The following is a 12277-nucleotide window of genomic DNA, read 5'->3' as shown; positions in this document are numbered from 1 at the left end:
TAGGGACATCAGCCCAACATGCAAATCATCATACGCAATACACATATTGCACATCTCAATACGAAATAAAATGTTACAACGTCCGAGAAGAAACAGAAAATCTGTCGTTATCCGCGACATGATCCAAGAGGTTCACTTGAAACCTGCCAATCTGATTTTACCTTTATTCATTATCGAGGGACAGAACCAGAAAACGGAAGTATCGTCCATGCCGGGAACCTACCGCCATTCTATCGACAATCTTTTACGGGAGGTGGAAAGTTGTATGAAACTGGGACTTTATTCTTTTGATTTGTTCCCTAATATAGAGGATTCCTTAAAGGATAAATATGCCACAGTGAGTTACCAAAAAGGCAACCTTTATCTGCGTGCCATCGAAGAGGTAAAGAAAAACTTTCCGGAGGCTTGCGTCGTGACGGATGTGGCTATGGACCCTTATAGTTCGGATGGACACGACGGCATCGTTGAAAACGGTGCTATCCTTAATGATGAAACATTGGAGGTTTTGGGCAAGATGGCTTTAGCCCATGCCGAAGCAGGAGCCGATATTATTGCTCCTTCCGACATGATGGACGGCCGTATCGGTTATATTCGTGAAGTGTTAGACGCTAACGGTTTCACCAACGTTTCACTCATGTCTTACACAGCAAAATATGCATCGGCATTCTATGGCCCGTTCCGCGATGCGTTAAATTCTGCACCAAAAGCGGGCGACAAGAAGACTTACCAAATGAACCCAACCAATTCACGTGAAGCTTTGATTGAAGCACAATTGGATGTAGAGGAAGGAGCTGACTTCTTAATGGTGAAACCTGGTTTACCGTATTTGGATGTTATCAAACTCTTGCATGACAACTTTGATCTTCCTATTGCCGCCTACAATGTGTCAGGTGAATACGCCATGCTTAAAGCAGCCATCCGCAACGGTTGGTTAGATGAGGAACGTTCCATCATGGAAACTTTACTTAGTTTCCGACGCGCTGGAGCTACCGCTATCCTTACCTATCACGCCAAGGAGGTATTGGAAAAAGGTTGGTTAAAGTAGGTCTGCATTTATAATATAAAATCATTAAATTAGCGACCTTTAAAATATTAGCATAATTTCGGATGTATAAGGAATATAAGCAGTTAAATTTACCTGAAATAGGGAAAGAGATATTAGCACGTTGGGAATCGAAAAACATTTTTGAGAAAAGTATTTCGAACCGTCCAGCCAGCAAACCGTACACATTCTACGAAGGACCGCCTTCGGCCAACGGTATGCCCGGCATTCACCATGTTATGGCGCGCTCTATCAAAGATATTTTCTGCCGCTATAAAACCTTAAAAGGTTATCAGGTAAAACGTAAGGGAGGCTGGGACACCCATGGACTTCCTATCGAATTAGCTGTAGAAAAAACCCTTGGCATCACGAAAGAAGATATTGGCAAGAAAATATCCGTAGAAGAATACAATGCAGCCTGCCGTAAGGAGGTTATGAAATATACCGATGTATGGAACGACCTAACCCAAAAGATGGGCTATTGGGTTGACCTTGAACATCCTTATATTACCTATCAAAACGAATATATAGAAACCCTGTGGTATCTGTTAAAGGAGCTTTACAAGAAAGGACTTCTTTACAAGGGCTACACCATACAACCCTACTCCCCTGCTGCGGGGACAGGCTTAAGTTCGCACGAGCTTAACCAACCGGGCACCTACAAAGACGTAAAGGATACCACTATCGTTGCTGAATTCCGCTTGGACAAATCACAGGTACACCCTATGGTGGCTACCTTGGTTGAATCTGATGATGAAGATGTCGCCTTTATAGCTTGGACCACTACACCTTGGACTCTACCGGGGAACTCCGCATTGGTGGTCGGTAAAAACATCGATTACGTCAAGATTAAGACCTTTAATCAATATACAGGACTACCGGTATCGGTTATTTTAGCAAAAAACTTAATCGCTAAACACTTTAAATCCGAGGGACAAGAAGCTCCTTTCCAAGACTATAAAGTTGGTGATAAAGTTATACCATGGGAAATCGCAGCTGAGTTTAAAGGAGAGGCCTTGGTCGGTCTGCGTTACCATCAATTATTACCTTACATCACCAATGAGGAATTGGTTGAAAAGGCTTTTCGTGTTATCCCTGGCGATTTTGTCACAACAGAAGACGGTACAGGTATCGTACACGCCTCCCCAACTTACGGGGCGGATGACTTCCGTGTATGTAAAGAACATGGTGTACCGGCCATTTTAGTACGTGATGAAAATGGTAAAGATGTTCCTACTGTAGACCGTACAGGTCGCTTTGTCAAAGAAATCACGGATTTTGCAGGTCGCTTTGTTAAAGAGGAATATTACACGGACGAGGAACGTGCAGATAAAGATTTTCGTCCTACAGATGTGCTTATAGCCATCAAATTAAAAGAGGAAAACAAAGCATTTGATGTAAAAAAATATGAACACTCCTATCCACACTGTTGGCGTACGGACAAACCTGTGCTATACTACCCTTTAGATAGCTGGTTTATCCGCACTACAGCCGTCAAAGAGGAGATGGTTGCGCTAAACAAGACCATCAACTGGAAACCTGAGGCTACAGGGACTGGTCGTTTCGGCAACTGGTTAGAGAATTTGGTTGACTGGAATCTTTCCCGCTCACGCTATTGGGGAACTCCCCTACCGATATGGCGTTCTGCAGATGAGAACGAGGAAATCTGTATAGGTTCTTTACCAGAGCTAAAAAGCTTATTGGAACAAGCTATTCAATCCGATATACTTTCAGCAGAAGAAAAAGCAATCAATAGCACTTATTTGGCCAAATTTGAAACAGAAGAATTAGACCTACACCGTCCTTATGTGGATGATATTGTATTGGTATCAGATAATGGACAGAAAATGTTCCGTGAACCCGATCTTATTGATGTATGGTTTGATTCAGGGGCAATGCCTTATGCACAATGGGGCTTGGACCACGACAAATTAGCTGCTGGCGACCCGCTACCATTCAAAGCGGACTATGACAGCGCTTTCCCGGCAGACTTTATTGCAGAGGGTGTAGACCAAACCCGTGGTTGGTTCTTTACCTTACATGCTATATCTACGATGGTACGCGGTTCTGTTGCATTCAAAAACGTTGTTTCCAATGGTCTGGTATTGGACAAAAACGGCAACAAAATGTCTAAACGTTTAGGCAATGGAGTTGACCCGTTTTCAACGATTGAACAATACAGCGCTGATGCCACCCGTTGGTACATGATTAGTAATGCGGCACCTTGGGACAATTTAAAATTCAACATCGAAGGGTTGGATGAAGTTAGACGTAAATTCTTCGGTACACTGTACAATACTTATGCATTCTTTGCACTTTATGCCAATATCGACAAGTTCTCGTATGCTGAACCCGATATTGACCTTGCAAAGCGACCGGAAATTGACCGGTGGATTATTTCCTTATTGAACAGCTTGACGAAAGAAGTCGATGCTTACTATGCAGACTATGAACCTACCAAAGCGGCACGCGCCATCCAAAATTTTGTGGACGAGCACTTAAGCAACTGGTATGTACGTTTATGCCGTCGTCGTTTCTGGAAAGGAGAATACACGGAAGACAAAATATCTGCCTATCAAACACTGTATACCTGTTTGGATGCAATTGCCAAGTTGATGTCGCCGATCTCTCCGTTCTTCTCAGACCGTCTTTATTTAGACTTGAATGCGGCTTCACAGAAGGAGCAACATGAATCTGTGCATTTGGCAGATTTCCCAACGTACCAAGAGAATCTCGTAGATAAAGACCTGGAAGAGAGAATGGCTTTAGCACAGGATATTTCTTCGTTAACACTTTCCTTGCGGAAGAAAAAAGGTATCAATGTGCGTCAGCCATTGAATAAGATACTTTTACCTGTTTTAGATAGTTCTTTCCAAGAGAAGGTGGAAAAGGTAAAAGAATTGATACTTTCAGAGACCAACATCAAAGAAATTGAATTTATCTCGGATACGACGGGTATCATTAAGAAGAAAATAAAACCTAATTTCAAGGTTCTAGGAGCCAAAGTCGGCAAAGACATGAAAGCTGTCACGGCCGCTATACAAGCGTTGACAGATGCTGACATCAATACCTTGGAAAGTACTGGAACTTTGGCGTTAGCAGGTTTACCGTATGCGCTGACAGCAGAGGATGTGGAAATCATTGCAGAAGATGTTGCTGGCTGGCAGGTTGCCAATCTAGGCAAATTGACAGTCGCATTGGATGTCAACATCACCCCAAGCCTTAAGCAGGAAGGGATATCGCGTGAGTTCATTAACCGTATACAGAACTTGCGTAAAGAAAAAGGTTTTGAAGTAACAGACCGTATCAAAGTTTCTTTAACATATAACGCAGATATACAAGATGCTATTACCGAAAATTTATCGTATATTTGCACCGAAATTTTAGCCGATTCACTCGATTGCGTAAATGAGTTGGCTAACGATGGCAATACCATAGAGATAGATGGTGTAGAATTAAGTGTAAACATTGAAAAGAGTTGAGATTATGGAAAGTACTAACGAAAAGACACGTTACAGCGATGCCGAGTTAAAGGAGTTCAAAGATATTATCTTAGAGAAGCTTCGTATTGCCAAAGAAGAATTAGCTGCATTAACATCTACTTTGAGTAGCAGTAATGCAAACGGCACAGATGATACTGCCGGCACTTATAAGACTTTGGAAGATGGTTCCGCAACTTTGGAAAAAGAACAGACCAATCAATTGGCTGCTCGCCAAAAGAAATTTATCGACAACTTAGAGGCTGCTTTGGTGCGTATTGAGAACAAGACATACGGTGTTTGCCGCGAAACAGGCAAATTGATTCAGAAAGAACGTTTAAAAGCTGTTCCGCACACAACTTTAAGTATAGAGGCGAAGAACAAACAATATTAATCATTAATACAAAATGGCCTTTGCAATAAACAAAGGCCATTTTTTTTAGTAAAATATGAAAGGCTATACACGACCGCTTACTCTTATTGTACTTGTCTTACTGATAGACCAGCTATCCAAATTTTGGGTCAAATTGAACATGACAATTGGTCAAGACTTCAAGGTTCTTGGCAATAAATTCCTGATTCACTTTATCGAAAATAACGGTATGGCCTATGGGATGGAATTCGGTGGTGAATTCGGAAAATTGTTTTTGACTTTATTTCGTATTATCGCTGTTGCCGGAATTGGTTATGGCCTACATTATATGGTCAAAAATAAATACCATAGAGGGTTTGTCCTGAATGTGGCTTTAATTTTTGCAGGAGCACTGGGAAATATTATAGACTCTACATTTTACGGTATACTATTTAGTGAAAGCACGTTTTACCAAAAGGCTGTGCTTTTCCCTGATGGGGGTGGTTACTCCTCCTTGTTCCACGGGAAAGTTGTAGACATGCTATACTTTCCTTTAATAGAAGGAAATTTTCCAGACTGGTTTCCCATCTGGGGCGGTGAACATTTTCTATTCTTCCGTCCAGTCTTTAACATAGCTGATTCCGCAATTTCTATAGGCGTGTTTCTAATTCTCATCTTCCAAAAGCGTTATTTTAAAGAAGAGAAAGCAGAAAAAGAAAGTAGACATAGTGAGATGTTAGAAGATTAAAGAAAATATTTGGACTATGAAGACTAAAAGCACATTCTATTTTTGCATTGCGTTATCGCTGCTTTTCCTTGCACCTATCCGGTCAGCATGGGCTCAAATCAACCAGGATAATCTTAAAAAGCATATCTATTATCTGGCTGATGATAAGATGAAAGGTCGTGCGACTGGCTCTAAGGAAGTGAAGAAAGCCGCAAAATATATCGAGAAACATTTCAAAAAATATGGCTTAGCGCCCAAAGGGGAAAAGGGATATCGGCAGTCCTTTACAGCTAAGGTTCGTCGGGTAGTCGTACCGGACAGTCTTCGTCCCGCGGATAACATCATTGGTTATTTAGATAATGGCGCTCCACAAACTATCGTCGTTGGAGCACATTACGATCATTTGGGACACGGCACTTTCGGTGGCTCAAGAGATACCCTGCACATCGGAGAAATACACAATGGAGCAGACGATAATGCTTCGGGCGTTGCCGGTCTTTTGGAATTGGCACGTCACTATGCGACTAACGAAGAGAAAGAACCCTTTAACTTCTTATTTATCGCTTTCGGGGCGGAAGAACTTGGTCTACTGGGTTCAAAATATTGGACAGAAAATCCCACCATTCCTTTGGAAAACATCCATTGGATGCTCAATATGGATATGATAGGACGCTATAATCCCGATAATGGTCTTGCGGTTATTGGCTACGGTACAAGCTCCAAGTTCCCTGCAATCTTCAAGGATATTACCAGCGACATTAAATTCAACCTAAGCAAAGATGGCAATGGGGGCTCCGATCAAACATCCTTTTACAAAAAAGATATTCCTGTCTTGTTTTTCCATACCGGTGGACACGATGATTATCACAAAACTGGCGATGATCCGGAGAAGATAGACTATAAGGCCATGCAATCAATTCTACAATTGGAAATTGATGTCCTCAATAATTCCATGAAACAAGATAAAATGGATTTTCAATGGACGAACTAAAATCCACTGTTCTTATCACCGGAGCCAACGGTTTTCTTGGGCAAAAACTTATTGAGCAATTGGTAAAAGATCCCAATATTCATGTAGTCGCCACTTCAAAACGGGAGAATCGCAATTTCATTCGAGAAGGCTATACCTATATCCCTTGCGATTTTGAAGACAACAAAGCTTTCAAAAATATGTTGGAGAAGATTCGCCCTGATAGAATAATCCATACCGCAGCTATCAGCAGCGTGGAAGCTTGTGAAAGCAATCCTGAACAATGTCAAAAGGTCAATATCGATACGGTTAGCGTTTTGGGTAATTATTGTAGGGAATTTGACAAACACCTTGTTCACCTCTCTACTGATTTCGTATTTGATGGGACAGAAGGCCCATATCAGGAAACAGATAAGCCAAATCCTTGCAATGCGTATGGACAGAGCAAATTGGATTCGGAACAATGTTTAGAAGCTATTGGCTGCCGAAACGCTATTCTTCGTACCATCTTGGTGTATGGTATAAATGGCGATGTCAACCGTTCCAATCTTGTGCTTTGGGCAAAGGGACAATTAGAACAAAAACAACCTATAAAAGTAGTTGCTGACCAATGGCGTATGCCTACTTTTGTAGATGACTTGGCTATAGCGACTATTCAAGCCATGAAAAATGAAGCTAAAGGAATTTACCATATCTCTGGAGAGGAGATGATGACCGTTTTAGAAGCTGTACAACATGTCGCAGACTTCTGGAATCTTGATCGTTCACTGATCTCACCTATTACAGCTAAGGAAATCGGTCAAGATAAAAACCGACCCCAGACAACAGGTTTTGTACTGGGTAGAGCTAAAAAGGAGTTAGGTTTCTCCCCTACGCCGTTTAAGGAGTCTTTACAAAAGATAGAGGAGCAATTTGGATTTTATAATCGATAAAGAAAAAGGATGTCATACTTCGACAAAGCTCAGCATGACATCCTTTTCCCTTCTATCAGTTATTTTTTCTGTGCATCTATCCGCTCCTGAATCAAGTTCCAGTCGTAATAATGAAACACCTTGCCGTTGCTCATAGCAACTAACATTCCGTTAGGGAATTGACCTCCCAAATTAAGATTGATTGCATCTGCTCCATCACATTCTATAGCCGATACAGGCACATCTGCCAATTTCTCATGTGCATGTGGATTTCCATTGCCCCCATCACGTGCATATACTAAAAAGGAATTATTTTGCTGGTTGGAAAGCAAGATATACCCTGTAGAATCTCCGGTTTTATAGATCGCAATACCTTCATGATCTGATTTAGCATCCTGTTGTGCGAAGAAAGCCAATTCCGTATTGTCGTTTAGCACTGGATCAGCGTAATACTTCCGTACGCCAGCCTGCTCATCAGAGTAATACACATAACCCAATTCATTATCTACCGCAATGGCCTCAATTTCCTTTTTACCACTGTATGTACCAAACTTACGGACAACTTCACCCGTAACAGCTCCGTCGGCTGTGCCGCTCAATTTATATTGCCACAAATATGTTCCTGATGGACCCGTTTTTCGTCCTACAATCGCATAGATTGAAGAAGTTCCCAAAGAATCTTTTTTTGTATATAAAGCAAGCCCCATCCCATCACGCATTCCTTCTCCCTCTTCACCATCAAATACCGAAATTCCACCATTGTCTATTGATTTTAAGTCTGGCAAAGAGAATATTCGGATTTTATGCGACTTTCTTTCGGTAGTCACCGCGATATCTACTTTTTCTCCGTTGATCTCTAGTCCATAGGCAATATCTACATTATTTGGACGCTCCATACCGGTGACTTTATTGACAATCTTGCCTTGCAAATCATAAACATACAATCCGCCACCAACTTCTTTATCCGTGCCGACAATCAGGCTTTTAGTCGGGTCAGTGGGGTGTATCCATATTGCGGGATCATCCGTATCAAATTCTGTAGCTTCAGTTACTACAGTTGGCACTACCGCATCGGAAGCCACTGGTGCGAATCCCGATGAGCAGGAAGCTAAGAAAGCTAAAGCTCCAAAAATCGAAAGAATATTTATTGTTTTTTTCATTGTGTTTTTGTTTTTAATTAAGTAATCAGATTATGATATTGAAGGAAGTTATGGAAGCGAAAAAGATTTCCATAACTTCCTTCACAGATTGTTACAAATCAAATTTCAAACCTAAATTAAATCTTGCCTGATAATACTCCATTTGCGCCGTACGTGACGCAACACCTTGGTAATAACGAAGCGGTTGGTTCGTCAAATTATTTGCTTCTGCGAAAACACGCAATTTAGGTGTGATTTTGTATGAAGCATTTGCATCCAGAAACAACTGCTTGCCATAATAGATGTCTTCAAAAGCATTTCCACCTAGTACATCTATATAAGCCGAAGAATAGTTCAAGGAGATACGGGAAGAGAATCTACTATTCTCCCAAGATAAAGAGCCATTGAACATGTGTGGTGCTGTACCCGGCAACTTCACACCTTCACGCACTTCTCCCTCTTCATTGGTGATACCACGCGCTTTAGAGTTGGTATTCGTATAGTTCACATAGATACCAAAACCTCTTAGGAATGGTCCAGGAAGGAAATCCAGCTGTCGTTGGAAAGCGACCTCAAAACCGTACACATCAACATTATCTCCGTTACGTTCCTGGAATAAACGCCAGTTCTCTCCAGTTGGGATTGGGTTAGGCGTCGTTGGGAAATCCTGTGCGAACATATCTGTTGTGTATTGGCTATTCCGATACGTATAGATGAAGTTTTTCAAATTCTTATAGAACACACCTCCGGAAATAATTCCCACAGAACGAAAATACTGCTCTGCCATGAAGTCAAAGTTGTACGCATAAGTCGCTTTCAGGTTTGGATTACCCGCCAAGATCTCGCTATCTTCCGAGATAACATTGACATACGGGGCTAGGGAATAATAGTTCGGACGTGCTAATGCTGTTGTGAAGGCCGTGCGTAAGATTAAAGATTCATTCGCATTGTATTTGAATGAAAGGCTTGGCAACACGTTCGTGTAGTCGTTCTTATTTCTAATTGTACCTACTAAATCTTCTTCATCCACTACTGCGTTACCCGTATAGTCTATTTTCGTATGTTCCACACGCGCACCTACAATCATCGACAGTTTTTCATTGAAATCTTGATCCCAACGCACATAACCAGCAAAAATCTGCTCTTTAGCTTTGTAATTTGCTGTCAGATATTCTGCAGGTACTGGTTCTTCTTCATACAACGAAGAATTCTTTAGATCCAACCCACCTAAATAATTACGGTCAGGGAAGTATCCTGCCACATATTGCTCGCCCGGTTGAAAACCTTTACCATCAAAATATACATTCGGAATATTATCAAGTGAACCAAGCTTCTCCGATGGATTGTATTTATAAAAGATATTATCACGAGATTTATCTTTCAAACGCATACGAAGCCCTGTACGGAAACGGCCTTTTTGCTCCGCAATAACAGACAATGGAAAACGGAAATTAACTTTCGCTCCAAACTCCTCCTCTTCGGTATAGTTATGGTTCTCGGTAATTTGTCTCAAGCTAAACAAAGATGGATTTTCATTCGCACCAACCAATGGTTTGCGTTCATCTGTCAAGTCTTGGGTCATTGGCAGCTCACCGCTGTCCAATTTAAATCCCATGTAACGCTCATTTGGTCTATCTTCACTGGCAATAGCGTAATTGGCAGACCAATCCAAGTCAAGCTTTGCATTCAGGATATGCTCTCCGCCGATAGCATAATTCTGTACAGTTTGACGCTCAAGACGTGCATTTTTGTTTTTATTATTGTCGATACCGCCTTTTGTTTCGCGACGAATATCACCCGAATAACCGATTATTTCATTGTTATCATTATACTCAGCACCGATTTTACGATATTGAACACGGTAACGATTCTCCAAATCATCACGCCAGTTGTACATCGCATTGGCATAAAGGGAATGTCTGTCGTTGATTTTATAATCGAATGCCAAAGCTGTACTTCTACGGATACGTTGCACATCATACTGACGGATATCCATATCCGACATAAAGATATTATTGTATTTATCCTGCTTCCATACGCCTTCCACATTGTCGGAACCAAAACGGTTGTTATTGTACGAACCACTAAACACGATGCCCATCTTATTGTTGGCAAAACGGTTTCCGTAAATCAATCCAGCAGTATAATTTGCTTTCTCACGGATAGGTCCATAACCTCCTGCCACGGTAGCTGAAATACGCTGTCCGTTGGGCGATGCTCTAGTAATCAAGTTGACCGAACCGCCGATAGCGTCTGCATCCATGTCCGGGGTCAATGTCTTACTAACCTCTATCGTAGAAATCATATCTGCGGGGATAAGGTCCATCTGCACATTACGGTTATCGCCTTCCGCAGACGGAATACGGTCGCCATTTAAGGTTACAGAGTTCAGGTTCGGTGCCAAACCGCGGACAATAATATTCCGCGCTTCGCCTTGGTCATTCTGCATGGTAATCCCTGGAACACGCTTCAAGGCATCCCCGATATTCGCATCAGGGAAACGACCTACTTGATCAGAAGAAATCACATTGGAAATATTCTCATTATTCTTCTGTTGGTTAAGCGCACGAGCCTGTCCTTTCAGAATATCCCCCATCACGACAATTTCAGAAAGGGTATTACTCGATGGTTGCAAGGCCAATTGCACATCATTTTTCTGCCCTGCTTTTACAGTCAGTTTGGTTTCCAAAGGTTGGTATCCCATATACACGACAGACAAGGTATAGGCTCCTTCAGGAACGTCCAAAAATTCGAAGCTACCATTTTGTGTTGATACCGTGTAACGGTTGGTCTCTACAATACGGATCGTTGCTCCCGGCAAAGATAAATTGTCGGCCTCATCGATTACTTTACCTGTCAACACAGTCCGTTGTCCGTAGGTAAGCATCACGATAAGTGTTAAAAACAAGGTTGTAAAAAATCTCATAGTTTGTTTCTTAAAATTGCGACAAAACTAAAGACCCTATATAAACAAGACGTTGTTTAAATGTTAACTTAATATGAATTATACGTTTGTTAACGAACTCCTGCGAAACACAAACAGATAACTAAAACGCATCATTTAATTTCACTAACTTTGTCCCAACGTATGAATACACAGAAAGAAACAAATCAAAAATTTGCAAGAGAATCCTACACGGAAATGAATGAACTCGTACTGCCCAATGACACCAATACATTTGGCAACTTAATGGGCGGACGGTTACTCTACTGGATGGATATATGCTCAGCTATGGCTGCACAAAAGCATTGTAAGAATGTCGTGGTTACTGCTTCCGTGGATAATGTGTCTTTCAAACGCTCCATCAAATTGGGTGAAGTAGTCACGATACAGGCACAAGTGACCCGAGCTTTTAATACTTCAGTAGAAGTGCGCATGGAAATCTTTGCCCAAAACCTTCCGGAAGGAACGAAAGTGAAATCCAACGAAGCTTATTATACTTTTGTTGCCATCGATGGCAACAATAAACCTGTTCCCGTGCCTCAGCTTATCCCGGAAACGGACGAAGAAAAGAAACTTTTCGACGAGGCGCTTCAACGCCGGGAGCTACGCCTCATCCTCGCTGGTAAAATGGAAGTGAAAGATGCGAAAAGCATCAAGAAATTGATTAGTACGGTAAAGACCGTGTAATTTAGTTTATCCCATGATTTTCTAAA

The 12277-nt window shown here is 41.6% G+C and carries 9 protein-coding genes; 7 read left to right on the top strand and 2 right to left on the bottom strand.

Going from position 1 to position 12277, the window contains the following annotated elements; translation table 11 throughout:
- Positions 1-70 precede the first annotated feature (70 nt).
- The 6 genes from hemB (at position 71) to BM375_RS15300 (ending at position 7502) form a co-directional block, all read left to right on the top strand.
- Complete coding sequence (hemB, locus tag BM375_RS15325; RefSeq protein WP_093367337.1) at positions 71-1045, top strand: porphobilinogen synthase; 975 nt, start codon at positions 71-73, stop codon at positions 1043-1045.
- Positions 1046-1107: 62 nt separating this feature from the next.
- A complete protein-coding gene (ileS, locus tag BM375_RS15320; protein WP_093367335.1) occupies positions 1108-4524 on the top strand; it encodes an isoleucine--tRNA ligase in 3417 nt (1138 codons plus the stop codon).
- Positions 4525-4528: 4 nt separating this feature from the next.
- Entirely contained in the window at positions 4529-4915 is a 387-nt protein-coding gene (locus BM375_RS15315; protein ID WP_093367334.1) for a TraR/DksA family transcriptional regulator, read from the top strand.
- 55 nt (positions 4916-4970) lie between these two features.
- Positions 4971-5621: a lipoprotein signal peptidase gene (locus tag BM375_RS15310; protein WP_093367332.1), complete on the top strand. Its 651-nt coding sequence runs from the start codon at positions 4971-4973 to the stop codon at positions 5619-5621.
- A 16-nt stretch (positions 5622-5637) separates the two neighbouring features.
- Entirely contained in the window at positions 5638-6591 is a 954-nt protein-coding gene (locus tag BM375_RS15305) for a M20/M25/M40 family metallo-hydrolase (RefSeq protein WP_093367331.1), read from the top strand.
- Positions 6579-7502, top strand: coding sequence for an SDR family oxidoreductase (locus tag BM375_RS15300; RefSeq protein ID WP_093367329.1), 924 nt, complete (start codon positions 6579-6581; stop codon positions 7500-7502). The genes BM375_RS15305 and BM375_RS15300 overlap by 13 nt, the downstream gene beginning before the upstream one ends.
- Positions 7503-7561: 59 nt before the next feature.
- Here BM375_RS15300 and BM375_RS15295 read toward each other — a convergent pair whose 3' ends face one another.
- Positions 7562-8641, bottom strand: coding sequence for a phytase (locus BM375_RS15295; protein WP_093367328.1), 1080 nt, complete (start codon positions 8639-8641; stop codon positions 7562-7564).
- Positions 8642-8732: 91 nt separating this feature from the next.
- Positions 8733-11546, bottom strand: coding sequence for a TonB-dependent receptor (locus BM375_RS15290; protein ID WP_093367326.1), 2814 nt, complete (start codon positions 11544-11546; stop codon positions 8733-8735).
- 162 nt (positions 11547-11708) lie between these two features.
- Between BM375_RS15290 and BM375_RS15285 the strand changes: the two genes are divergently transcribed.
- Positions 11709-12251, top strand: a complete 543-nt coding sequence (locus tag BM375_RS15285) for an acyl-CoA thioesterase (protein ID WP_093367325.1) — start codon at positions 11709-11711, stop codon at positions 12249-12251.
- The last annotated feature ends 26 nt before the right edge of the window (positions 12252-12277 follow it).

The sequence above is a fragment of the Sphingobacterium wenxiniae genome (assembly GCF_900116225.1).
Taxonomy (GTDB): Bacteria; Bacteroidota; Bacteroidia; order Sphingobacteriales; family Sphingobacteriaceae; genus Sphingobacterium; species Sphingobacterium wenxiniae.
The sequence above is the reverse complement of the archived record's forward strand: the minus strand, read 5'-3'. Positions and strand labels throughout refer to the sequence as shown.